The 22,141-nt window shown below is 73.9% G+C and carries 24 protein-coding genes; 10 read left to right on the plus strand and 14 right to left on the minus strand.

What is annotated here, in order from left to right:
• Positions 1–12: 12 nt before the first annotated feature.
• Entirely contained in the window at positions 13–993 is a 981-nt protein-coding gene (locus tag JN535_RS13895) for an SH3 domain-containing protein (RefSeq protein ID WP_205206133.1), read from the minus strand.
• A gap of 172 nt (positions 994–1,165) precedes the next feature.
• On the opposite strand from JN535_RS13895, the gene JN535_RS13900 reads away from it, so the two are divergent.
• Positions 1,166–2,011 (plus strand): aldo/keto reductase, encoded by an 846-nt coding sequence (locus tag JN535_RS13900; RefSeq protein WP_205206134.1) that lies wholly within the window; start codon positions 1,166–1,168, stop codon positions 2,009–2,011.
• A gap of 90 nt (positions 2,012–2,101) precedes the next feature.
• Here the strand turns inward: JN535_RS13900 and JN535_RS13905 are convergent, their stop codons facing one another.
• The 3 genes from JN535_RS13905 to JN535_RS13915 all read right to left on the minus strand — a co-directional run bounded on the left by JN535_RS13905 (position 2,102) and on the right by JN535_RS13915 (position 4,464).
• Positions 2,102–2,551, minus strand: a complete 450-nt coding sequence (locus JN535_RS13905; RefSeq protein ID WP_205206135.1) for a hypothetical protein — start codon at positions 2,549–2,551, stop codon at positions 2,102–2,104.
• A gap of 79 nt (positions 2,552–2,630) precedes the next feature.
• Positions 2,631–3,563: an aldo/keto reductase gene (locus tag JN535_RS13910; RefSeq protein ID WP_205206136.1), complete on the minus strand. Its 933-nt coding sequence runs from the start codon at positions 3,561–3,563 to the stop codon at positions 2,631–2,633.
• A gap of 40 nt (positions 3,564–3,603) precedes the next feature.
• On the minus strand, positions 3,604–4,464 hold the full coding sequence (locus JN535_RS13915) for an aldo/keto reductase (protein ID WP_205206137.1): 861 nt from the start codon (positions 4,462–4,464) through the stop codon (positions 3,604–3,606).
• A gap of 153 nt (positions 4,465–4,617) precedes the next feature.
• On the opposite strand from JN535_RS13915, the gene JN535_RS13920 reads away from it, so the two are divergent.
• The 4 genes from JN535_RS13920 to JN535_RS13935 all read left to right on the plus strand — a co-directional run bounded on the left by JN535_RS13920 (position 4,618) and on the right by JN535_RS13935 (position 8,475).
• On the plus strand, positions 4,618–5,571 hold the full coding sequence (locus tag JN535_RS13920; protein ID WP_240201149.1) for a LysR family transcriptional regulator: 954 nt from the start codon (positions 4,618–4,620) through the stop codon (positions 5,569–5,571).
• Positions 5,568–6,887 (plus strand): MFS transporter, encoded by a 1,320-nt coding sequence (locus tag JN535_RS13925; RefSeq protein ID WP_307868721.1) that lies wholly within the window; start codon positions 5,568–5,570, stop codon positions 6,885–6,887. The genes JN535_RS13920 and JN535_RS13925 overlap by 4 nt, the downstream gene beginning before the upstream one ends.
• A gap of 107 nt (positions 6,888–6,994) precedes the next feature.
• Positions 6,995–7,588 (plus strand): carboxymuconolactone decarboxylase family protein, encoded by a 594-nt coding sequence (locus JN535_RS13930; protein WP_205206138.1) that lies wholly within the window; start codon positions 6,995–6,997, stop codon positions 7,586–7,588.
• The gene (locus tag JN535_RS13935; protein WP_205206139.1) at positions 7,585–8,475 is read left to right on the plus strand and encodes an RNA polymerase sigma-70 factor; all 891 of its coding nucleotides are present in this window, start codon (positions 7,585–7,587) and stop codon (positions 8,473–8,475) included. Before JN535_RS13930 ends, JN535_RS13935 begins: the two co-directional genes overlap by 4 nt.
• Here the strand turns inward: JN535_RS13935 and JN535_RS13940 are convergent.
• A complete protein-coding gene (locus JN535_RS13940) occupies positions 8,462–8,680 on the minus strand; it encodes an SCO4848 family membrane protein (protein ID WP_205206140.1) in 219 nt (72 codons plus the stop codon). The two genes, JN535_RS13935 and JN535_RS13940, sit on opposite strands and share 14 nt — an antisense overlap.
• Positions 8,681–8,850: 170 nt before the next feature.
• On the opposite strand from JN535_RS13940, the gene JN535_RS13945 reads away from it, so the two are divergent.
• Entirely contained in the window at positions 8,851–9,681 is an 831-nt protein-coding gene (locus JN535_RS13945) for a siderophore-interacting protein (RefSeq protein ID WP_205206141.1), read from the plus strand.
• Positions 9,682–9,685: 4 nt separating this feature from the next.
• Here JN535_RS13945 and JN535_RS13950 read toward each other — a convergent pair whose 3' ends face one another.
• Positions 9,686–10,795, minus strand: a complete 1,110-nt coding sequence (locus tag JN535_RS13950; RefSeq protein WP_205206142.1) for a fatty acid desaturase family protein — start codon at positions 10,793–10,795, stop codon at positions 9,686–9,688.
• A 159-nt stretch (positions 10,796–10,954) separates the two neighbouring features.
• Positions 10,955–11,908 carry a helix-turn-helix domain-containing protein gene (locus JN535_RS13955; RefSeq protein ID WP_205206143.1) on the minus strand — a complete coding sequence of 318 codons (954 nt, stop codon included), beginning with the start codon at positions 11,906–11,908 and terminating at the stop codon, positions 10,955–10,957.
• Positions 11,909–11,998: 90 nt separating this feature from the next.
• Here JN535_RS13955 and JN535_RS13960 point away from each other — a divergent pair, with 90 nt between their 5' ends.
• Positions 11,999–12,397, plus strand: a complete 399-nt coding sequence (locus JN535_RS13960; protein ID WP_205206144.1) for a hypothetical protein — start codon at positions 11,999–12,001, stop codon at positions 12,395–12,397.
• A gap of 85 nt (positions 12,398–12,482) precedes the next feature.
• On the opposite strand, the gene mqo is transcribed toward JN535_RS13960, so the two are convergent.
• The 4 genes from mqo to JN535_RS13980 all read right to left on the minus strand — a co-directional run bounded on the left by mqo (position 12,483) and on the right by JN535_RS13980 (position 16,305).
• The gene (gene mqo / locus JN535_RS13965) at positions 12,483–14,003 is read right to left on the minus strand and encodes a malate dehydrogenase (quinone) (RefSeq protein WP_205206145.1); all 1,521 of its coding nucleotides are present in this window, start codon (positions 14,001–14,003) and stop codon (positions 12,483–12,485) included.
• Between the two features lie 228 nt (positions 14,004–14,231).
• Positions 14,232–15,065, minus strand: coding sequence for a maleylpyruvate isomerase family mycothiol-dependent enzyme (locus JN535_RS13970; RefSeq protein WP_205206146.1), 834 nt, complete (start codon positions 15,063–15,065; stop codon positions 14,232–14,234).
• Positions 15,056–15,733 carry a pyridoxine/pyridoxamine 5'-phosphate oxidase gene (locus JN535_RS13975; protein WP_205206147.1) on the minus strand — a complete coding sequence of 226 codons (678 nt, stop codon included), beginning with the start codon at positions 15,731–15,733 and terminating at the stop codon, positions 15,056–15,058. The genes JN535_RS13970 and JN535_RS13975 overlap by 10 nt, the downstream gene beginning before the upstream one ends.
• Positions 15,730–16,305, minus strand: a complete 576-nt coding sequence (locus tag JN535_RS13980) for a TetR/AcrR family transcriptional regulator (RefSeq protein WP_205206148.1) — start codon at positions 16,303–16,305, stop codon at positions 15,730–15,732. The genes JN535_RS13975 and JN535_RS13980 overlap by 4 nt, the downstream gene beginning before the upstream one ends.
• A gap of 121 nt (positions 16,306–16,426) precedes the next feature.
• Between JN535_RS13980 and JN535_RS13985 the strand changes: the two genes are divergently transcribed.
• Positions 16,427–17,839 (plus strand): MFS transporter, encoded by a 1,413-nt coding sequence (locus JN535_RS13985; RefSeq protein ID WP_307868722.1) that lies wholly within the window; start codon positions 16,427–16,429, stop codon positions 17,837–17,839.
• Positions 17,840–17,853: 14 nt separating this feature from the next.
• On the opposite strand, the gene JN535_RS13990 is transcribed toward JN535_RS13985, so the two are convergent.
• Positions 17,854–19,032: an aminopeptidase P family protein gene (locus tag JN535_RS13990; RefSeq protein WP_205206150.1), complete on the minus strand. Its 1,179-nt coding sequence runs from the start codon at positions 19,030–19,032 to the stop codon at positions 17,854–17,856.
• Between the two features lie 120 nt (positions 19,033–19,152).
• Between JN535_RS13990 and JN535_RS13995 the strand changes: the two genes are divergently transcribed.
• Positions 19,153–19,533, plus strand: a complete 381-nt coding sequence (locus JN535_RS13995) for a cupin domain-containing protein (RefSeq protein WP_205206151.1) — start codon at positions 19,153–19,155, stop codon at positions 19,531–19,533.
• Positions 19,534–19,616: 83 nt separating this feature from the next.
• On the opposite strand, the gene JN535_RS14000 is transcribed toward JN535_RS13995, so the two are convergent.
• Positions 19,617–20,552 (minus strand): NADP-dependent oxidoreductase, encoded by a 936-nt coding sequence (locus JN535_RS14000; RefSeq protein ID WP_205206152.1) that lies wholly within the window; start codon positions 20,550–20,552, stop codon positions 19,617–19,619.
• A gap of 44 nt (positions 20,553–20,596) precedes the next feature.
• On the minus strand, positions 20,597–21,004 hold the full coding sequence (locus JN535_RS14005; protein WP_205206153.1) for a VOC family protein: 408 nt from the start codon (positions 21,002–21,004) through the stop codon (positions 20,597–20,599).
• 248 nt (positions 21,005–21,252) lie between these two features.
• On the opposite strand from JN535_RS14005, the gene JN535_RS14010 reads away from it, so the two are divergent.
• Complete coding sequence (locus tag JN535_RS14010; protein ID WP_205206154.1) at positions 21,253–22,122, plus strand: alpha/beta hydrolase; 870 nt, start codon at positions 21,253–21,255, stop codon at positions 22,120–22,122.
• Positions 22,123–22,141 lie beyond the last annotated feature (19 nt).

Genomic DNA, 22,141 nt, shown 5'->3' on the forward strand with positions numbered 1-22,141 from the left:
GGCGATGGCGACCTACGACGTGCTGACGTGCACGTGGTCGAAGTGGTTGGCGGTCGCACCGCCGCGGTCCTCCATGCCGGACCACGCGCTCGCGGGGTCTCCGGCCATCCAGATCTTCTGCTGGTAGATGAGGTAGGTGATCCCCAGCGCCCCGGCGTTGGCCTGGAGGTAGCGGGCGATCTCCCAGCCCGTCTCGCCCGTGATCATGATGTCCACGGCGCGGCCGGTGCCGTGGTCGCCGCTGTCGCCCGGCCGGATCCCGCCGTAGGACGTCACCTGCGGGAAGATCGCGCACACCGCGCGGTACACCGCGCGGGCGTTGGGCTGGAGCGACGACTCGATCCCGGAGCTCACCGCGCACGCGGCGTCGGAGATCCCGCTCGCGCTCGACCCGCCGCCGCTCGCGGCCGTCGCCGTCGGTGCCTCGGGCTGGGAGTCCGCGAGAAAGCTCGACTTGATCCAGGCCGCCGCGCCGTCCCAGACGACCTGGCTCCACTCGCCCTCGGTGGCGCCCGTGACGTCGACGGCCGTGGCGAACCCGGCGGTCGCGACGCGGGCGGCGTCGGCCGACGGCCCGGTGCGGACGTTGACGGCGTCGGTGGTCCAGAGCTGGCCGGTGACGACAGGGAGGACGGGGGCCGGCGGGGCGACCTCGGCGGCGGGGACCACGGTGATCTTCGCCGCGGTCTCCACGAGCGGGGACTCCTGGGTCGCCGCCGGGGGAGCGGCGCGCTCGGCGGAGCGGCTGGCGGCGCCCGTGCCGCGCTCCAGGGCCGACCCGGACTCGGGCTCGACGCTCAGCGGTGCGAGGTCGGGGTTCCCCTCGGCGGGCTGGGGACCCGCGCCGACCACGCCTGCGCCGAGCAGCCCGACGAGTGCGAGCGCCGGGAGCTTGAGGGCGCGCGCCGGGAGCGTCGGGAACGACGGCAGGGCGGGGAGCCGGAGGGAGCGCACGGGCGCTGCGGGGGCTGCGCTGTGGCGGCCTCGGGACATGGTGCGCTCCGGTTCGTCGAGGGCAGGACCGCGCCAGTGTAACCAAACTGTTATCTGGGAAGTCCAGTCGGACATTCCAGGCGGCGGTCGGGACTACTCATGAGCGCGAGCGCTGAGTCGCATGCCCCGCAGTCGTTGGACGCATGGACGGCCGCTTCCTAGGCTGGAGGACATGACCGTTCCCTCTGTCCCGACCGTGACGCTCAACTCCGGTCACACCATCCCGCAGCTCGGCTTCGGCGTCTTCCTCGTCCCACCGGACGAGGCGGAGAAGGCCGTGAGCGAGGCCCTCGAGGTCGGCTACCGCCACATCGACACGGCCGCGATCTACCGCAACGAGGAGGGCGTCGGCGCCGCGATCGCGAAGAGCGGCGTCCCGCGCGACGAGCTCTTCGTCACCACCAAGCTCTGGAACGACCGTCAGTCCGGCGAGCAGCCGCACGACGCGATCCGCGAGAGCCTGGACAAGCTCGGCCTCGAGTTCGTCGACCTGTACCTCACGCACTGGCCGGCGCCCGCCCAGGACCAGTACACGAACGCGTGGGCCAAGCTCATCGAGATCCGCGACGCCGGCCTGGCACGCTCGATCGGCGTCTCCAACCACCTGCCCGAGCACCTCGACCGGATCGTCGCGGACACGGGCGTCGTCCCCGCCGTCGACCAGATCGAGCTGCACCCGGCCTACCAGCAGCGCGACGTGCTCGCCTGGGCGGACGCGAACGGCATGAAGATCGAGGCGTGGGGCCCGCTCGGCCAGGGCAAGTACCCGCTGTTCGAGCGGCAGGCCGTCGTCGACGCCGCGACCGCGCACGGCGTGACGCCGGCCCAGGCGGTCCTGCGCTGGCACCTGCAGCGTGGGTTCATCGTCTTCCCCAAGTCGTCGCGCAAGGAGCGCATGGCGGAGAACTTCGACCTCTTCGGGTTCGAGCTCACGGCCGACGAGGTCGCGGCGATCGACGCGCTCGACACCGGCGACGGCTCGGGCCGCGTGAGCGCGCACCCGTCCGAGGTCAACTGACCCGGTCGCCCACGGCCTCCCGCGAGGCACGCACGACGAGGGGCGCCGTCCGTCCGGACGGCGCCCCTCGTCGTGCGCGCGGAGCCCCGATCAGCCGCAGTCGTCGCAGACGCCCGTCGCGGGCAGCACCGTGAAGCACGTGGGGCACACAGCCGGCGGCTTCTCGGGCTCCGAGGCGCGCGGCGTCGTCGTGCGCCGGGGGGTGCGGGGCGCGGTCGCGGCCTTCGCCGCGGTCCGGCGCGCGGGTGCCGGCGCTGCGGGCGCCGCGCCCGGCACGTCGAAGCCGCGCTTGCGCAGCAGGTCCGCGACGCCCACGGGGCTGTTGCGGAACTCCTCGGCCGTCGCGACGCGGCCGGTCGCGTACCGGTGTGCGACGCCGAGGATCGCCTGGGCGTCGTACGCGCGGTCCTCGTGGAGCAAGGGAGCTCCGGGGCTCGCGGTGAACCCGTAGACCCCGAGGAAGGCGTCCCGGCCGCGGTCGTCCCAGTCCGCGATCGCCTGGAGGATGTGCTGCCGGGTCACTGCCGAGAAGGTCGCCACGGGACGAGCCTAGACCGCCCCGTGGGGCGGCCCGGACGACCGGTGCGTGACCTCCGACACCAGCGTCCGGGCGCGGCCGTCACGGGACGGTGTGGCCCGCGGCGCGGAACAGCTCGTACCACTCGGCGCGCGTGAGCGGCACGTCCGAGCCGAGGGCCGCGCCCGACACGCGCTCCGGGCTCGTCGTGCCGAGCACGACCTGCATCCGCGCCGGGTGGCGCGTGATCCACGCGGTCGCGATCGCGATCGGGGGCACGCCGTAGCGCGCGGCGAGCCGGTCGATCACGGCGTTGAGTTCGGGGTACTTCTCCGAGCCCAGGAAGACGCCGGTGAAGAACCCCGCCTGGAACGGCGACCACGCCTGGACCGTGATGTCGTGCAGGCGGCAGTAGTCGACGATCCCGCTGTCGCGGCTGATCGACTGGTCCAGGCCCTGCATGTTCGCCGCGACCCCCTGCGCGACGATCGGCGCGTGCGTGATGGAGAGCTGGAGCTGGTTCGCCACGATCGGCTGGTCGACGTACCGGCGCAACAGCTCGATCTGCCCCGGCGTGTGGTTCGAGACCCCGAACGCGCGCACCTTGCCCGCGGCGTGCAGGTCGGCGAACGCGCGCGCGACCTCCTCGGGCTCGACGAGGGCGTCGGGCCGGTGCAGCAGGAGGATGTCGAGGTAGTCCGTGCGCAGCGCGTCGAGCGAGCCCTCGACCGACGCGACGAGGTGGTCGTAGGAGAAGTCGAAGTACGGCCCCTCGGGCACGATCCCGGCCTTGGACTGGATGACCCACTCCCCACGCTCGGCGGGGGAGAGGTCGAGGGCCTCGGCGAACCGGCGCTCGCAGCCGTGCAGGTCGGTGCCGTAGACGTCGGCGTGGTCGAGGAACGTGATGCCGGCGTCGCGCGCCGTGCGTACGAGCGCGCGGACCTCGTCGTCGGTCTTGTCCTGGATGCGCATGAGGCCGAGCACGACGTTCGGGACGACGAGGTCGGTGCCGGGCAGGGTGAAGGTCTTCACGGGTGGAGCTCCTTCGCGGGGTGGGTCGTCGACGGGGGCGTCACGCGGCGGAGAGCCGCGCGACCTCCTCCGGGGACAGGGTCAGGTCGGCCGCGGCCGCCGAGTCGAGGATCGACGCGGGTCGCGAGGCGCCGGGGATGGGGATCACGACGGGCGCGAGCGCGAGCTCCCACGCGAGCGTGACCTGGTAGGCGCTCACGCCGTGGGCGTCGGCGACGTCCTGGAAGACGGCGTGGCGTGCGCCGAGCTCCGCGGCGTTGGCGATCCCGCCGAGCGGGCTCCACGGCAGGAACGCGACGCCCAGCGCCGCGCAGTGCTCGAGCTCGCCCTGGCTCGAGCGGAAGCGCGGCGAGAACTGGTTCTGGACGGACGCGAGGCGGCCGCCGAGGAGCTCGTGCGCGAGGTCGATCTGGTCGACGTCCGCGTTCGAGATCCCGGCCTGCTGGATCACGCCCTCGTCGAGCAGCTCGACGAGCGCGCCGACCGAGTCGGCGTAGGGGACCTCGGGGTCGGGGCGGTGGAACTGGTACAGCCCGATGGCGTCGACGCCGAGCCGACGTGCGGACTCCTTCGCGGCCTGCTTGAGGTAGGCCGGGTCGCCGTTGCGGGTCCAGGTACCGTCGCCCGGGCGCAGGTGGCCGCCCTTGGTCGCGACGAGGACGTCGGACGCGTCGCCGCCGTAGGAGCGCAGCGCGCGGGCGATGAGCTCCTCGTTGTGGCCGACCTCGTCGGCGTGCAGGTGGTAGGCGTCGGCCGTGTCGATCAGCGTGACGCCGGCGTCGAGCGCGGCGTGGATCGTCGCGACGGACCGGGCCTCGTCCGGACGGCCCTCGATCGACATCGGCATGCCGCCGAGGCCGATCGCGGAGACCGTCCGGGATCCGAGAGTGCGCTGCTGCATGAGGTCTCCCTCGCGGGTCGGAGGACAGAAAGGGTCGTCGCCGGCCAGGACTACGGCGTGCGGGCCGTCACGGCCGGACGTCCCGAGCGTAGGAACCGTTAACCTAGAAGTCCAACGACTAGCAGTTGTCACATACAGAAGAGTGAGTCATCAATGGATCTGCGGCAGATGGAGTACCTCGTCGCGCTCGCGGACGAGCGCCAGTTCACCCGCGCGGCACAGCTCGTCGGCGTCTCCCAGTCGGGCCTGTCCGCCGCGGTCCGCAGCCTCGAGGAGGAGCTCGGCGCGAGCCTGTTCACGCGCACGACGCGCCGCGTCGAGCCCACCGAGGCGGGCCTGGCGCTGCTGCCGCACGCACGCTCCATGCTCGCGCAGGCGGCCGCCGGTCGCGACGCGGTGGTCCGCGCGACCCGCGCGCTGTCCGGCTCTTTGCGCGTCGGCTCGGAGCAGTGCCTCGGCGTCCTCGACGTCACCACGCTGCTCGAGCGCTTCCACCGCCGCTACCCGCAGGTCGAGATCCAGTTCGCGCAGGCCGGCTCGCACGATCTCCTCGCGCGTGTGCGCGAGGGCGAGCTGGACGTCGCGTTCGTCGCGACCACCGAGCACCTGGGGTCGCTGTCGCAGACGGTGCTGGGCAGCGAGCCGCTCGTGCTCGTGTGCGCCCCGGAGCACCCGCTCGCCGCGCGCGGGCGGGTGGACTGGTCGGACCTGTCCGGCCAGGAGTTCGTCGACTTCGACCCGTCGTGGGGCGCGCGTCCCGTCAACGACGCGACGTGCGCGGCGCACGGCGTCCACCGGCGCGTGCGGTGCTCGGTCAACGACGTGCACACGCTCCTCGAGCTCGTCGACCGGGGCCTCGGGATCGCGCTCGTCCCGCGTCACGTCGCGGCGAAGCCTCAGGCGGAGCGCCTCGTCACGCTCGCGCTGCCCGAGGCCGGCGCGCCCAGCTGGGTCGTCTCCGTCGTGACCGGACGCTGGGACAGCGGGGCCTCCGCGGCGCCCCAGCTCCTCGAGCTTCTCGCCGACGCGCCCGCGTGCCGGGGCGTCGAGGTCGCGCGACCCGACGGCGAGCGGTCGGGCGTCGAGGTCGTGGCGGAGGTGCGGTGACCGCCCCCGCGGGCACCGACGCGCCGCTCTTCCCGCTCCGCAGCGTCGTCCTCGGCGCGTTCGTCCCGACGCTCTTCCTGGAGATCGGCGTCGGGGCGATGCTCCCGGTCGTCGCCGTGACCGCGACCGGGCGCGGCGCGAGCCTCACCGTCGCGGGGCTCGTCGCCGCGCTCGTCCCGATCGGCAAGATCCTGTTCGACCTCCCGGCCGGGGCGCTCGCGCAACGGATCGGCGACCGGGCGGCCATGCTGCTCGCGGGTGGCGTCGCCGTCGCCGCGTTCGCGACGATCGCGCTGAGCCCGAGCCTCGGCGGACTGGCGGCGGGCGTCCTCGCCCTGGGGGCGTCGACCGCCGTCTTCAACCTCGCCCGGCAGGCCTACCTCACCGAGATCACCCCGCCGCTGCGGCGGGCCCGAGTCCTCTCCACGCTCGCGGGCGTGCACCGCATCGGGCTGTTCCTCGGCCCGTTCGCGGGGGCCGCCGTCATCGCCGCGACGGACGTCCGGGGCGCCTACTGGCTCGGCGCCGCGGCCGCGCTGGTCGCGGTGGCGGTGCTCGCCGTCGTGCGCCCGGAGCCGACGGCGCTGGACGAGCCCGGCCGCGTGCGGTCGCGTCGCGGCGGTCCCGCGGGGGGACCGCGGGCGACCATCGCCGGGGTGGCCCGCGACCACCGGCGCCTCTTCGCGACGCTCGGCGTCGCGATCCTGCTCGTGAGCGCCGTGCGCGGCGCGCGCCAGACCGTCATCCCGCTCTGGGGCGAGCACCTCGGGCTGGACGCGGAGGTGACGTCGCTCGTGTTCGGCGTCTCCGGCGCGCTCGACATGCTGCTGTTCTACCCGGCGGGCAAGGTCATGGACCGGTTCGGGCGGCTGTGGGTCGCGGTACCGTCGATGCTCACCATGGCCGCCGGGCTCGCGCTCCTGCCCTTCGCCCACACGGTGGGAGCGGTGACCGTCGTCGCGGCGCTGCTCGGGGTCGGCAACGGGATGGGGTCGGGCATCGTCATGACGCTGGGAGCCGACGTCGCACCCCCGGCCGTGCGCCCGACCTTCCTCAGCGTGTGGCGGCTGTTCCAGGACACAGGCGACGCGCTGGGCCCCCTCGTGCTCTCGGCGGGCGCCGCGCTGGGGTCGCTCGCGGCGGGCGTCTGGGCGACGTCGCTCCTCGGTGCGGGGTCCGCCGCAGCGCTCGCACGGTGGGTGCCGCGCTACTCGCCGCTCGCGAACCTCGTGCGGCCGCGTGCCGGGCACAAGGCCGTGCGCGTTCCGCCCGACGCGTCCGAGCGTGGCGACGGGAAGCGGCCCCGTCGTTCGTGACGCACGTCACGCGCGCCGATGTCACGCGCGCGTGCCGGCCCGCGTCTGGATGGTCGACCGATCGCTCGACCGGCGCGTGCCGCGCCGGCTGACGGAAGGGGGCCCTCGTGGCCCGCATCTCGCTCGACCCGCCCCGGACCCTGCTCAACCGCACGCTCGCCACGCTCTCGCGGCGGCGCTACGGCGCCGTGCTCCAGCCGCTCGCGGCGGCCGGGCACAACCCGCGCGTCGCGACCGCCTACTGCCTCCTCGAGGCGGGCGTCGCGCGCTGGCGGACTCTCGACCCGACGCTCGCGGCGCTCGCCGTCATGGCGACGGCGGTACGGATCGGCTGCTCCTGGTGCGTCGACTTCGGCTACTGGGAGTCCGAGCACGGCGCCGTCGACCCCCGCAAGCTGCACGACGTGCCCGGGTGGCGCGACAGCGACGCCTACACCGCAGGTGAGCGGCGCGTGCTCGAGTACGCCGAGGCTGCCACGGCCACACCGCCCACCGTGAGCGACGAGCTCGCCGCGGCGCTGGTCGACGACCTGGGAGAGGCCGCGTTCGTGGAGCTCACCGCCCTCGTCGCGCTCGAGAACCTGCGCAGCCGGGTCAACGCGGCCCTCGGCCTGTCCAGCCAGGGCTTCAGCGACCGGTGCGAGGTCCCGCTCGCCGGCGGGCTGCGCGCGGCGGGGACGGCGGGCAGGCTGGCGGAGTGAGCGACGACACCACCCCGCCGTCCGAGGCGACCCTCGAGCCGTTCGCGACGCACCGTCGCCTGCTCTTCACGGTCGCGTACGAGATGACGGGCTCCGCCGCGGACGCCGAGGACGTGGTCCAGGAGGCCTGGCTGCGCTGGTCGTCGGCGGACCGGTCCGGCGTCCTGGACCCGCGCGCCTACCTCGTGCGCGTCACGACCCGGCTCGCGCTCGACCGGTTGCGCGCGCTGCGCGGGCGCCGCGAGACGTACGTGGGGCAGTGGCTCCCGGACCCGCTCCTCACGACGCCGGACGCCGCGCTGCAGGTCGAGCGCGCGGAGGACGTGTCGATGGCGCTGCTCGTCGTGCTGGAGACGCTGAGCCCGCTCGAGCGCGCCGTGTTCGTGCTGCGCGAGGTGTTCGACGCCCCCTACGAGGAGATCGCCGAAGCGCTCGACCGCGCTCCCGACGCGGTGCGCCAGACGGCGCACCGCGCGCGCGAGCACGTGCGCGCGCGGCGACCGCGGTTCACCCCGCCCGACGACGCGCAGCGCGCCGCGGTCGAGCGATTCATGGCCGCTTGCGCCACGGGCGACACCGCCGCGCTCGTCGAGATCCTCGCGCCGGACGTCGTCGTGGTGAGCGACGGCGGCGGCAAGGCGCGTGCGGCCCTGCGGCCCGTCGCGGGCGCGGACAAGGTGGCGCGCATGCTCGTGGGGCTCTCGGCGAAGCCCGAGACGACGGCGATGGCCTTCGAGCCCGCGCTCGTGAACGGCGCGCTGGGCGGCGTGTGGACCGTCGGCGGGGCGCCCGCCATGGCCGCGACCGTCGAGTACGACGGCGAGCGCGTCGCGCGCGTCCTGCTCTTCCGGAACCCGGAGCGGCTGGCCGGGCTCAGACGAGCGTGAGGATGCCGAGCACCCCGACCGCCACGGCCAGGAGCAGGGAGACGGCGATGAGCGCGACGTGCACCGTGAGGAAGCGCGTGGCGCGCCCGTCGGCGTCGCGCGCGCGAGGGTCCTTGGCGACGCGCTGGAGGAAGCGCGGCCAGATGAGCAGGTTCCACGTGGCCGTGACGAGCAGGACGACGGACCAGGCGACGGGGAGTTCCACGCCCCGAGCATGACACCGGCTCGCGACGCCCTCGGACGGGGGAGGGGCGCACCGGATGTGGGATCGACCACATCGACGTCGGTAGGAAGGTGAGGCTAGCCTTGCCTGGGTTCCGCGCTCGCGGGGCCGTCGTCCGCCCGGCTCGCCGGGCCGCACCCCGAGGAGCACCGGTGGCCACCTTCAAGACGGTCAAGCCCGCCGACGCCCACGTCGTCACGCTGAGCGTCGTCGGGAGCAAGCGGGTGAGCCCCAACGTCGTGCGGGTGACGCTCGGCGGGGACGACATGGAGCTCTTCACGCCGATGGGCTTCGACCAGTGGTTCCGGCTCTTCCTGGCCCGCGACGACCAGGACTCCCTCCGCCTGCCGACGCGCACGTCGGGCATGTGGTACGTCCAGTACCTCGCCACGCCCAAGGCGCGCCGGCCCTGGGTGCGCAACTACACGGTGCGTGCGGCCCGGCCCGACCTGCGCGAGCTCGACGTCGACTTCGTCGTCCACGGCGACGCCGGGCCCGCGTCGTCGTTCGCACTGTCCGCGCAGCCGGGTGACCGGGTCGGCGTGCTCGACCAGGGCGTCGGCTACAACCCGCGGGTCCCGCACGACTGGACGCTCGTCGTCGCCGACGAGACCGGGCTACCGGCCGTCGCGGGCATCTGCGAGTCCCTGCCCGACGACGCGCGCGGCCTCGCGATCGTCGAGATCCCCGAGGCGGCGGACGCGCAGGAGTTCCGCGTGCCGGCGGGTGTCGAGCTCCGCTGGGTCGTGCGCGAGGGCGCAGCGCCCGCGGGCACCGACCCGCACGAGCTCCTGCCCGGCACGCTGGCGCTCGAGGCCGTGCGGTCGGCCGACCTGCCGTCCGCGCCGGTCTACGCGTACGCGGTGGGGGAGTCGGCGCTCGCGACGGGCGTGCGTCGCCACCTCGTCAACGACCGCGGCGTGCCCAAGGCGCACGTCGACTTCGTCGGGTACTGGCGGCACGGGCACGCGGCGTCCGCCTGATCCGTCAGACCTTGCGGAGCTGGCGGAACATCGGGCAGTCGAACGGGTCGCGTGCGGAGAGCCCGACGCGGTTGAGGTACCGCACGACGATGCCGTAGGACTGCACGAGGCTCGTCTCCGTGTAGGGCAGGCCGAGGTTCGCGCAGTGCTCGCGCACGATCTCGCGCGCCCGCGCGAGATGAGGGCGCGGCATGCTCGGGAACAGGTGGTGCTCGATCTGGAAGTTGAGCCCGCCCATGAGGGTGTTCATCCACCAGCCGCCGCGGATGTTGCGCGACGTCAGGACCTGCTTCGAGAGGAAGTCGATCCTCGTGTTCTCGGGGATGATCGCCATGCCCTTGTGGTTCGGCGCGAACGACGCCCCCATGTAGACGCCGAAGACGGCGAGCTGGACGCCGAGGAAGGCGGCCGCCATGCCGAGCGGCAGGAACCAGAAGACGGCGCCGACGTAGAGCGACAGGCGCAGGGTGAGGATCACGAGCTCGACGACCCGGGTGCGGAGGTTGCCGCGCGCCCGGCCGCCCGCGAGGAGCGAGCGGTACGCCTGGACGTGCAGGTTCAGGCCCTCCAGCGTGAGCAGCGGGAAGAACAGCCATCCCTGGTAGCGGTTGATCACGGAGCGGAGGCCCTTCGCGGCGGCCGCGTCGTCGTCGAGGAAGACGACGACGTCGGGGGCGATGTCCGGGTCCTTGCCGCGCTGGTTCGGGTTGGCGTGGTGGCGGGTGTGCTTGTTCATCCACCACGAGTGGCTGATCCCCACCACGCCGTTGGCGAGGATGCGCCCCAGGCGGTCGTTCGCCGGGCCGGAGGCGAAGACCTGCCGGTGGGACGCCTCGTGCGCGACGAACGCGAACTGGGTGAAGATCAGGCCGAGCGCGCCGGCGACGAGGAGCTGGAACCACGAGTCGCCGAGCAGCACGAACCCGGCGACGGCACCGCCGAGCGCGAGGGCGAGCACCGCGAGGGTCCACAGGTAGTAGCCGTGGGTACGGTGGAGCAGGCCGGCGTCGCGCACGGTGCGCGACAGCGCGCTGTACGTGCTCGTGACGGCGCCCGGCTCGTCGGTGCGGGGGCGGGTGGCCCGGAAGCCCGGGCGCACTGCGGCAGAGGTCATGTGTCCTCGCAGGCTGTCGGTGTCGACTTCCCAGCCGCGGAGGTGAGCGGACGCTCGTGGTGCAGATGGCCCCACCCTACGGGACCGTAGGTTGCTCGCACGCGCACGGCAGGTGAAGGACTCGCGAAGGAGCGTCGCGGGCGTCGCCGCCCCGGGTCGTCAGGCGGCGAAGCGGAACGTCTGGCGGTACTCCGTCGGCGTGATGCCGACCGCGCGCCGGAAGTGGTGGCGCAGGAGCGCCGCGGACCCGAACCCGCAGCGCCGCGCGACCTCCTCCAGGTCCAGCGTCGACTCCTCGAGCAAGGACTGCGCGTGCGTGACGCGCTGCGACGTGAGCCACGCGAGCGGCGTCGTGCCCGTCTGGGCGACGAACGAGCGCGCGAACGTGCGCTCCGACGTGTGCGCGCGGCGCGCCAGGTCCCGCACCGTGAGCGGCTCGTCGAGGTGCTCGGTCATCCACTCCAGCAGCTCGGCGAACGAGTCCTCCTCGCACTCCGGGACCGGGCGCTCGATGAACTGGCGCTGCCCGCCCTCGCGCTGGGGCGGCACGACCATGCGCCGCGCGATCGTGTTCGCGACCTTGGCCCCGAGCTCGCGCCGCACGAGGTGCAGGCACGCGTCGATGCCCGCCGCCGTCCCGGCGCTCGTGACGAGGTTCCCGTCGTCGACGAACAGCACGTCCGGGTCGATGTCAAGGCTCGGGTACCGGCGGCGCAGCTCGTCGGCGTGCATCCAGTGGGTCGTGACCCGACGCCCCTCGATCACGCCGGCCGCGGCGAGGAGGAAGACCCCCGAGCACACGCTGAGCAGCAGCGCGCCGCGAGCGGACGCGCGCCGGACGGCGTCCAGCACCTCGGGCGGGTAGTGGGAGCCGATGCGGATCGCCGGGACGACGAGGAGGTCGACGTCGTCCGTGGCGTCGAGCCCGTGCTCGGGGACCACCTGGGCGCCGACCGACGTGCGCACGGGCCGCCCGGCGACCGGCCCGCACACGCGGAAGTCGAACGCCGGGACGCCGTCGTCGCTGCGGTCGAGGCCGAAGACCTCGCACACGACGCCGAACTCGAACGGGGCCAGGCCGTCGCACACGACGGCCGCGACGGAGCGCACCATGCACGGCACGCTACGCGCGTGGCGGGATCTTGTCGAGAGGTGTCAGTCCTGCCACTCGTCGGCCCGTCCGTGCGACGACAGGGTGGAGGCATGGACATCTTCTGGGGTGTGGTGGTTCTTCTCCTCGTCGTCGGCCCGACCGTCGCGGCGCTCGCGGTGCGGCGCGAGGACCCTGCGCGGCCGTGGTTCCCCGCGGGGTCCGACGGCGCATGGCCGGGCGGTGGCGCATGGGACGACCGGTCGGTGCACGGCGACCGCTGGGACCGCGACGCGCAGCGCCTCGATGCCGACCTGCGGGCCGCGGCCGACCGCGCGGACGCGCAGCCCGAGCCGGTCCACCCGCACGAGGTCGCGGCCGAGCTCGTGGTGCGGCGTGTCGTCCCGAACCCCGCTGTGCGGGACGGCGTCCGCCGGTTCCCGCCGGCTCCCGCGACGCCCGTCGAGCCGGCACCGTCGCGCGCGGGGCGGCGCGTGCGGCTCCCGCGCTGACCGCAGCGGGAGTCCGGGATGCGCGACGGCCCGGACCTCGTGGAGGTCCGGGCCGTCGTCGGGGGGGAGGGGCGTCAGATCGTGGTCAGGCGCGCGAGCCGACGGCGTCGACGTCCGCGCCGCCCGTGAGCTGGTCGAGGCCCTCGAGCTCCTCCGCCTCCCACGGTGCCTGGCCGAGGCTCGGGATCATCGTCGCGAGCTCGGGGCGCCACTTGGTGAAGCGGGCGGGGAAGCAGCGCTCGAGCAGGTCGATCATCGCGGGGACCGCGGTCGACGCGCCCGGGGAGGCGCCGAGCAGGCCCGCGATGGAGCCGTCGCCCGCGGCGATGACCTCGGTGCCGAACTCGAGGACGCCCTTGCCGTCCTTGTCCTTCTTGATCACCTGGACGCGCTGGCCCGCGGTGATGGTCTCCCAGTCCTTGGGGTGCGCGGTGGGCATGAAGCCCTGGAGCGCCGTGAACTTGGTCTCCGGGCTCGCGAGGAGCTGGCCGACCAGGTACTGGGTGAGGTCCAGGTTCTTCAGGCCCGCGCCCACCATCGAGCCCAGGTTGTGCAGGCGCAGCGACGTGAAAAGCCCGAGGTACTTGCCCTTCTTGAGGTACTTGGGGCTGAACCCGGCGTACGGGCCGAACATCAGGTACGTCTTGCCCTCGACGACGCGCGTGTCCAGGTGCGGCACCGACATCGGCGGGGAGCCGACGTCGGCCTTGCCGTAGACCTTGGCCTGGTGCTGGGCGACGAGCTCCGGGTTGTCCGTGCGGAGGAACTCACCGCTGATGGGGAAGCCGCCGTAGCCCTTGGCCTCGGGGATGCCCGCGGCCTGGAGCAGCGGCAGCGCGCCGCCGCCGGCACCCACGAACACGAACCGGGCCTCGACCGTCGAGCGGCGCTTCGGGGCGTTCCACGAGCGGTCCTTGACCGTCAGACGCCAGCGGCCGTCCTTCGTCTTCTTGAGGTTCTTCACCTCGTGCTCGAGGTAGAGCTGCGTGCCGTTCGCGACGAGGTAGTCGACGAGCTGCTGCGTGAGGGCGCCGAAGTCGACGTCCGTGCCGCTCGTCGCGCGCGTCGCCGCGACCGGCTCGTCACCGTCGCGCTCCGCGACGAGGAGCGGCGCCCACTCGGCGATCACGGCGGGGTCGTCGCTGAACTCGAGCTCGCTGAACAGCGGGTGCCGGCGCAGCGTCTCGAACCGGCGGCGCAGGTAGTCGACGTTCTCCGCGCCCCGCACGAACGTCATGTGCGGCGTCCGGGAGATGAAGCTCGCGGGCTGCGGGAGGGCGCCCGTCGTGAGCAGGTGGTGCCAGAACTCGCGCGACACCTCGAACTGCTCGTTGATCTTCACCGCCTTGGTGATGTCGATCGAGCCGTCCGGCTTCTCCGGCGTGTAGTTCAGCTCGCACAGGGCGGCATGACCCGTCCCGGCGTTGTTCCACGGGTTCGACGACTCCTGCGCCACGGCGTCCAGACGCTCGTAGATGCGCACGGTCCAGGAGGGCTCCAGGACCTTGAGGAGAGCTCCCAGCGTGGCACTCATGATGCCACCGCCGATGAGGGCTACGTCGATCTGGTCTGCGCTGCTTGCGGGGTTGCTCGCTCGACTCGACACGCCTCGATTCTACGCTTGTGAAAGAGTGCACTAACTGTGCGGTGCGTCACGGGCGTGCGTCACACTTTCCCGGGACGAACGTCCCGAGCGGCTCAGGGGGCCTCCCCTTCGGGGCGGCCCTCTCCTCGCCGAGGTAGAGCCGTGGTCGCGCGAGCTAGAGCCGTGGTCACGCGAGGTAGAACCGTGGTTCTTGGGTTCGACGGCGTGTGGTCGGGTTGGGTGGGCCTCCTACCTCGGCGGCGCGTAAGGGGAGGGCCACGGGCCGATCTCGGGGAGGGGGACGGTCTCGCCGGCGGCGTGGGCCACGGGGTCGACGTCCGGGGTGCGGCCCGCGAGCCAGGCGGCGACGTCGGTGAGGCGGCCCCGGACGACGACGGTCTCCCGCGCGTCGAGCCTGGGGTGGTCTCCCGCTGGGCCACCGGCACGTGGAGCAGCCCCGCGCTCGGCCGCGGCACGTAGGCCGGTCGGTCCGACGACGAACGCCGTGGGCTCGCCGGCGAGCTCGACCACGACGTCGTCGCCGAGGCGCACCCCGAGGAAGTCGAGCAGGTGGAGCCCGACCGTGCGCGGCCAGGTGTCGAGGCCGAGCCCGGCGTCGAGGTCGACGGCGTGGATGCGCACCTCGCGCCACCAGGCGACGAGCGCGTCGGCGACGGTCCCGTCGCGGTAGGTCACGGGAGCGTCCCACCCGGGCGACCCCGGCCCCGGCCACGCGGCGTCGAGACGCTCGGCCAGAGCATCGAGCGCCTCGACGTGCTCCGCGACGGTTCGGCGTGCGCCCGCCTGGATGCCGGCCTCGCGGCCGGCCGCTCCGCCGTCGTACACCTCGACGAGCTCGCCGTGGGCGGCGCGCTCCGCCTGGCGGGCCATCGCCTCGCCGATCGCCGTGACGTGCGCGAGCACGTGACTGCGCGACCAGCCGGGCAGGGCGGACGGGCCGGCGAGGCCGGCGTCGTCGAGCTGCCGTGTCGCGGTGGTGACGGCGTCGAGCGCGGTGCGCGCGTCGCGGCGGGTCTCCTCGACGTCGGGCAGGGCGAGCGGGCTGGTTCCGGTCAGGGCCACAGGAGCTCCTTCGTCCAGTCGGTCGGTGCGTCGGACGACGCGGTGTAGCACAGGCGGACCTGGCCGTCCGGCGTGGAGGCCCAGAACTCGACGCTCGTCGGCTCGAGCGCGTACGCGGTCCAGGCGTCGAGGACGAGGTCGGGCTCGGTGCGGACCCGGGCGAGCGCGGCGTCCCACGCCGTCCGGTAGGCGGCCCGCGACGCGAGCGGAGCGCTCTGCGGTCCGGCGAGCGCGGTGGCGCGGGAGAAGTCGGAGCGGGCGAGGAAGTCCGCGGCGGACGCCTCGGGTCCCAGCGGGACGACCGGCCCGCGCACCCGGACCTGGCGGCCGTGCTCGCGCCAGAAGAACGTCAGCGCGGCGTTCGGGTTCTGCGCGAGCGCCACGCCCTTCGGCGAGTCGGCACGCGTCGCGAAGAGCCAGCCGTCGCCGTCGACGTCCTTGAGGATCAGCGTCCGGGCGTCGACCCGGCCGCCCGCGTCGGCGGTCGAGAGGGTCGCGGCGTGCGGCGCGGGCAGACCCGCGTCGATCGCGTCCTCGAGCCAGCGGACGAAGAGTGCGCTCGGCTCGTCCGGCGCCGCGTCGACGTCGAGGCCGGGCAGGTCGGCGCCGAACACCGGCAGCGCGCGCAGGCGCTCGCGCAGGGACGGGCGGTCGGGGGTGTCGGTCATGCGTCCTCCGGCGGGTCGGCGGGGTGCGGATCGAGGAGCGCGACGAATCCCCGCGCCGCAGCGGTCATCGCGTCCGGGTCGTCGAGGGCGCGCGCGAGGACGTACCCGCCCTGCACGATCGCGACGGCGGCGAGCGCGCGGTCGCGGGCGGCGTCGTCGGGCAGCCCGTCCTCGGTGAGGACGGCGGTGACCAGGTCGACGAGCCCGCGGAAGTAGGAGCGGACCTCGGCCGCGAGGGCGACGTCGTCCATGACGGCCTGGTCGCTCACGAGCCGGCCGATCTTGCAGCCGGCGAGCGCGGGCCGCGGCCGCTCGAGATAGCGGACGAGTCGCTCGACGGCGGACCCGTCGGCGACGAGGTCGCGGTGCGCCGCGTCGAGGCCCGCGGTCGTCGTGGCGTGCACGGCCGCCGCGGCGAGGTCGTGCTTGGTGGGGAAGTGGTGGTACAGGCTGCCCTGACCGACGCCGCTCGCGGCCAGGACCTGACGCGGGCTCGTCGCGCCCACGCCCTGGGCCCAGAACAGGTCCTGCGCGGCCGCGACGAGCCGCTCGCGGGCGTGGGTCGTCGTCACGCGAGGACCATACCTACCTCTAGGTATGGTGTCGAGCCGTCGCTCTGCGGACCACCACGCGTCACGGCTCGCCGTCCCGTCCGGTCGGGACGGCATGAGGGTGGAGTCGTACGGTGGGTCGGTGACGGTGCAGCAGCGGGTGCTGGTGGTCGCGGTCCTCGCGTCGTTCGTGTCGTTCCTGGACGGCTCGGTGGTCAACGTCGCGCTGCCCGCGATCTCCGCCGAGCTGACGACCGGACCGGTCACGGGCCTCGCCCTGCAGCAGTGGGTCGTCGACGCCTACATGATCACGCTCGGCGCGCTCATCCTCCTGGCGGGCTCGTTGTCCGACGTGCACGGCCGGCGCCGCGTCATGGCGATCGGCCTCGTGGGCTTCGCGGTGACGTCGGTCGCGTGCGCGCTCGCGCCGGACGGGTTGTTCCTCGTCGTCGCGCGCGGGCTCCAGGGCGTCGCGGGCGCCCTGCTCGTGCCGAGCTCGCTCGCCATGATCATCTCGACGTTCGACGGCGAACGGCAGTCGCGGGCGATCGGCTCCTGGACGGCGTGGACCAGCACCGCGTCGCTCGTCGGGCCGCTGCTCGGCGGCGTCCTCATCGACACCATCTCGTGGCGCTGGGTGTTCTGGATCAACGTGCTGCCTGTCGCGGTGACGCTGTGGCTGCTGCGCGGCGTGCCCCGGTCCGCCGCGGAGGAGCCGGGCGCCGTGGGCGGCCCGGGCGGGCGACGGCGCATCGACGCCGCCGGGGCGACGCTCGCCGCCGTCGGGCTCGCCGGGACGGTGTTCGCGCTCATTGAGCAGGGCCGGTTCGGGTGGGCGAGCCCGGTCGTGTGGGGACCGTGCGTCGTCGGCGTCGCGTGCCTGATCGTGTTCGTGTGGTGGGAGCGGCGCGCGCCCGACCCCATGCTCCCGCCGCGGCTCTTCCGCGTGCGCAACTTCGCGTGGGGCAACCTCGCGACGGCCGCCATCTACGGCGCGCTCTACTTCGGCGGGTTCGTCGTCACGCTGTTCCTCCAGCAGGTGGGTGGGTACAGCGCGACCGCCGCCGGGCTCGCGCAGCTCCCCGTCACGCTCGTGCTCCTCGCGCTGTCCACGCGGTTCGGGGCGCTCGCGGGCCGCTACGGCCCGCGCCTGTTCATGACCCTCGGGCCGATCGTCGGCGGCGCGGGCTACCTGCTCCTGCTCACGACGACCGACGACGCCGTCTACGTCACCCAGGTCCTCCCGGGCCTCGTGCTCTTCGGCCTCGGCCTCGCGATGACGGTCGCGCCGCTGACGTCGGCGATCCTCGGCTCGATCCCCGCGGCCGACGCCGGCATCGGGTCCGCGGTGAACAACGCCGTGTCGCGCGTCGCGGGTCTCGTCGTCATCGCGTTCGCCGGCGTGATCGTCGGCGGCGTGCTCGACCTCGACGGCTTCCACCGCTCGCTCGTCGTCACCGCCGCGCTGCTCGTCCTCGGCGGCGTGCTGAGCTGGGTGGGCATCCGCAACGAGAACGTGCGCGCGACCGCGGACGCCGTCTCCGGGGACCGCTGAACGGCCTGCGCCGCCTATCGCACCGTCTGGAGGTCGTGCGTGGACCTGTTGAGGCGGCGCGCGCCGTCGGGCGCGCCGGGCGGGAACGCGACGACGATGTCCTCGATCCGCACGCCGAAGCGGCCCGGCAGGTAGACGCCCGGCTCGACGGAGAAGCACATGCCGGGCTCGATCGGGCGGTCCTCGCCCTCGACCATGTACGGGGGCTCGTGGGTCGTGGTGCCGATCCCGTGCCCGGTGCGGTGCACGAAGTACTCGCCGTAGCCCGCGTCGGCGATGACGGCGCGCGCGGCGCGGTCGACGTCCTGGCACGTCGAACCCGGGCGGACGGCGTCGACCCCGGCCTGCTGGGCGCGACGCACGACGTCGTAGACCTCGCGCTGCTGCGCCGCGAGGGTGTCGTCCGTGCCGCCCTCGACGAGCACCGTCCGGGAGGTGTCCGACCCGTACCCGTCGCGCAGCCCGCCGAAGTCGAGCACGACGAGGTCGCCCGGCTCGATGACCCGGTCGCCCGCGTCGTGGTGCGGGTCGGCGCCGTTCGGGCCCGCGCACACGAGCGTGAAGTCGACCTGCTCGTGCCCGTGCTCGCGCAGGAACCGGTCGAGGTCGGCGGCGACGTCCCGCTCGCGCCGGCCCGCGAACGCGACCTCGAGGATCTGGGCGAACGCGGCGTCGGCGGCGGTGCCCGCCGCGGCGAGGCGCTCGACCTCCTGCGCGTCCTTGACGGCGCGCAGGGTCGGGACGGCGTCGGTGAACGCGGTGAACCGTGCGTCCGGGAGCGCCCGCTGGAGCCCGAGCACGTGCAGCGCCCACGTGGAGTCCGAGACGGCGTAGGTGCCCGTCCCGTCGAGGAGCCGTGCGGCGGCGTCGTGCTCGTCCTCGCCGTCGCGCCAGGTCACGACGTCGAGCCCGTCCGCCCCCGGGACGGAGACCAGGTCGCCGCGCTCGAGCAGCGGCACGACGACGGACGCGCGGCCTGCCGCGCCCGGCCCGCCCGCGGGGATCGCGAGCAGCGTGAGGCGCTCGGTGTCCGGCGGTGCGTAGCCGGTGAAGTACGCGAGGTCAGGGCCGGGCGAGACGAGGAGCCCCGCGAGGCCGGCCTCTCGGGCGTGCGCCGCGGCGCGCTCGCGACGGGCGGCGTAGACCTCGGGGCCGAACGCGGCCCCCGGGCGTGCGGCGTCGGTGCTGGACATGGTGCCAGCGTGGCACCGCTCACCCGCCAGATCGACCCGAACGTTCCGACGTCGGCCCTCCGACGGTCGATCGCGGACGGGCGGGTCGACCTCGCGACGGGGAGTGGCAGGCTGGGCCGCATGAGCGACGCACGCAATCTCCTCGCCGCGCTCGACGCGTTCGACGGGCACTGGCAACCGCACCGCGTGACGAGCCTCAACGACGAGGACGTCAAGGTGGTCAAGGTGCTCGGCGAGTTCGTCTGGCACACCCACCCCGAGACCGACGAGCTGTTCCTCGTGCTCGCGGGCGAGCTGACGATCGACCTGCGCGAGGACGGCGCCGAGCGCGCGGTCGTGCTGGGGCCGCACGACCTGTACGTGGTGCCGCGCGGCGTCGAGCACCGCCCGCGGGCCGCGGTCGAGACGTCCGCGGTGCTCGTCGAGCGCCGGGGGACGGTGAACACGGGCGACGCGGGCGGCGACCTCACGTCGCCGCTGCGCGAGCTGCCGAGCGACTGACCGCTGCTGCCAGGACGACCCGAGCGCCCGAGACCGGCCCTCGGTGCGGCGATCAGGGGACGCTCGGGTCGATCTGGCGGGACTCAGACCCGGACGACGACCTTCCCCCGCACGTGCCCCGACTGGCTCGCGCGATGCGCGTCGGCGGCGTCGGCGAGGTCGAACACCTCCGCGACCTCCGGACGCAGCAGGCCCTCGTCACCGAGGCGCGCGAGCTCAGCCAGGTCCGCGGTGTCGGGGCGCACCCACACGTAGTGCCCGCCGAGCTCGTCGCGCGCCCGGGCGTCCGTGATCGAGGCGACCGTGCCGCCGTCGCGCAGCACCTGCGGCACCGAGTCGAGCGCGTCGCCGCCCACGTAGTCGAGGACGACGTCGACGCCCTCGGGCGCGAGCGCCCGGACCCGGTCCGCGAGCCCGTCGCCGTAGGTCACCGGCTCCGCGCCGAGCGAGCGCAGGAAGTCGTGGTTGCGCTCGGACGCCGTGCCGATCACGCGCGCGCCGAGCGCCCGCGCGATCTGGACGGCGAAGGAGCCGACGCCGCCGGCCGCGGCGTGCACGAGGACCGTCTGTCCCTCGGCGACCCCCGCGCGCCGGATCGTCTGGTAGGCGGTGAGGCCGGCGAGCGGCACGGCGGCCGCCTCCTCGAACGACCACGCCGCGGGCTTGCGCGCGAGCGTGCGGACCGGCGCCGCGACGAGCTCCGCGAACGTGCCGCCCGACAGCTCGCCGCCGACGACGTCCTTGCGCACGTACCCGTACACCTCGTCGCCCACCTGGAGCTCGGGGGTGTCCAGGCCGACGCGCTCGACGACGCCCGCGACGTCCCAGCCGGGGACGACGGGGAAGACGACGTCCATGATCTGGTCGAGGTACCCCTCGCGGACCTTCCAGTCCACCGGGTTGACGCTCGCGGCACGCACGCGCACGAGCACGGAGTCGGGCCCGACCTTGGGGGTCGGGAGGTCGGTCGTCTCGAGGACGTCGGGGCCGCCGTAGCGGGAGTAGGTGATGGCTCGCATACCGGCGGCAACCCCGGCGACGCCCGACCGATTCCCGCGGTGCGTCAGCCCTCGAACGCCGTCGGGTCCATGAAGAGGACCTCCCACTGGTGGCCGTCGAGGTCGGCGAAGCTCCGCGAGTACATGAAGCCGCCCTCCTCCTGCGGGTCCTTGACCGCGGTGGCGCCCGCGGCGAACGCCGCGTCGGCGAGGCGGTCGACCTCCTGGCGCGTCTCGACGCTCAGCGCGTTGATGACCTCGGTCGTCGCGGTCGCGTCCGCGACCGCCTTGTTGGTGAACTGCTTCGCGAACTCCTCCGTGAGGAGCATGACGTAGATCGTGTCGCTGATGACGATCGAGGACGCGTTCTCGTCCGTGAACTGCTCGTTCACCGTGTACCCGAGCGCGGTGTAGAACGCCTTGGCGGCGTCGAGGTCCTTGACGGGCAGGTTGACGAAGATCTGCGTGCTCATGCTGGTCCTCCGGTGTCGCGGGCGCCGGGCCCGAGGTGGGGTGTCGCGGGGGTAGACGTGCCGGCGCCGGAGAACTCATCGGCGAGGCGTGCCCGAAGGTCTGTCGCTCTGCCCCGGGGAGCGGTAGCGTCCGACGCAGGGCTCCGCGCACAGTTCTTCGAAGGACAGGTCGGCGGGGTGCCGGCCGGGGGACGCGACGTGGCGTCCTCGCTCTCCGTGAGCGCCACCGAGCCCGAGAGGAACCGGCCATGACCGACACCGACCGCACCAAGACCCCCGGCGAGGCGCCCGTCGGGGAGCCTCCCGGCCCCCGCCCCGACACCGTCGTGCTCGTGCACGGGCTCTGGATGACCCCCCGGAGCTGGGAGGGCTGGGTCGCGCACTTCGAGCAGAAAGGACTCACCGTCCTGACCCCCGGCTACCCCGGCTTCGAGATCGAGGTGGAGGGACTCCGGGAGAACCCGGAGCTCATCGCGAACCTCACCGTCCCCGAGACGGTCGACCACCTCGCGTCCATGATCGGGGCGCTCGACGCACCGCCCATCATCATGGGCCACTCGTTCGGGGGCACCCTCACCCAGCTCCTGCTCGCACGGGGACTCGGTGCCGCGGGCGTCGTCGTGGACTCGGCGCCCACCGAGGGCGTCCGCGTCAACCCGGTCTCCCAGGCGCGCTCGCTGTTCCCGGCGCTGCGCAACCCCGCGAACCGTCGGCGCGCCGTCGGCTTCACGCCCGAGGAGTTCCACTACGCGTTCACGAACACGCTCACCGAGGAGGAGTCGCGCGCGGTGTGGGAGCGGTACGCGATCCCCGCGCCCGGCCACTGGGTGTGGGAGTACGGGCTCATCGCCAACTTCAAGCCCGGCCACCAGGACACGTGGGTCGACTACTCCGCGGACCGGGCGCCCCTGCTCTTCATCGCGGGGGAGAAGGACCACATCATGCCGCCGTCGGTGAACCGCTCGAACGCCAAGCACTGGGAGAGCTCGCCCGCGCTCACCGAGTACTACGAGTTCGCCGGCCGCGACCACTGGACGTGCGCGGCCCCGGGGTGGGAGGCCGTCGCGGACCACGCGCTCGACTGGGCGCTCACGCACGCGAGGTCGCCGCGTCCCTGACGGCTCGGGGCCCGCGGCG

The organism is Cellulosimicrobium cellulans, from assembly GCF_016921195.1.
Classification (GTDB): Bacteria; Actinomycetota; Actinomycetes; order Actinomycetales; family Cellulomonadaceae; genus Cellulosimicrobium; species Cellulosimicrobium cellulans_F.

Excerpts from the sequence above, each read along its gene's own strand:
- JN535_RS13995 (WP_205206151.1), top strand. The coding sequence starts at position 19,153 with ATGAGCGACGCACGCAATCTCCTCGCCGCGCTCGACGCGTTCGACGGG.
- JN535_RS13975 (WP_205206147.1), bottom strand. The coding sequence starts at position 15,733 with ATGACCGACACCCCCGACCGCCCGTCCCTGCGCGAGCGCCTGCGCGCG.
- JN535_RS14010 (WP_205206154.1), top strand. The coding sequence starts at position 21,253 with ATGACCGACACCGACCGCACCAAGACCCCCGGCGAGGCGCCCGTCGGG.
- JN535_RS13915 (WP_205206137.1), bottom strand. The coding sequence starts at position 4,464 with ATGCAGCAGCGCACTCTCGGATCCCGGACGGTCTCCGCGATCGGCCTC.
- JN535_RS13895 (WP_205206133.1), bottom strand. The coding sequence starts at position 993 with ATGTCCCGAGGCCGCCACAGCGCAGCCCCCGCAGCGCCCGTGCGCTCC.
- JN535_RS14000 (WP_205206152.1), bottom strand. The coding sequence starts at position 20,552 with ATGCGAGCCATCACCTACTCCCGCTACGGCGGCCCCGACGTCCTCGAG.
- JN535_RS13950 (WP_205206142.1), bottom strand. The coding sequence starts at position 10,795 with ATGACCTCTGCCGCAGTGCGCCCGGGCTTCCGGGCCACCCGCCCCCGC.
- JN535_RS14005 (WP_205206153.1), bottom strand. The coding sequence starts at position 21,004 with ATGAGCACGCAGATCTTCGTCAACCTGCCCGTCAAGGACCTCGACGCC.
- JN535_RS13900 (WP_205206134.1), top strand. The coding sequence starts at position 1,166 with ATGACCGTTCCCTCTGTCCCGACCGTGACGCTCAACTCCGGTCACACC.
- JN535_RS13920 (WP_240201149.1), top strand. The coding sequence starts at position 4,618 with ATGGATCTGCGGCAGATGGAGTACCTCGTCGCGCTCGCGGACGAGCGC.
- JN535_RS13990 (WP_205206150.1), bottom strand. The coding sequence starts at position 19,032 with ATGTCCAGCACCGACGCCGCACGCCCGGGGGCCGCGTTCGGCCCCGAG.
- JN535_RS13955 (WP_205206143.1), bottom strand. The coding sequence starts at position 11,908 with ATGGTGCGCTCCGTCGCGGCCGTCGTGTGCGACGGCCTGGCCCCGTTC.
- JN535_RS13960 (WP_205206144.1), top strand. The coding sequence starts at position 11,999 with ATGGACATCTTCTGGGGTGTGGTGGTTCTTCTCCTCGTCGTCGGCCCG.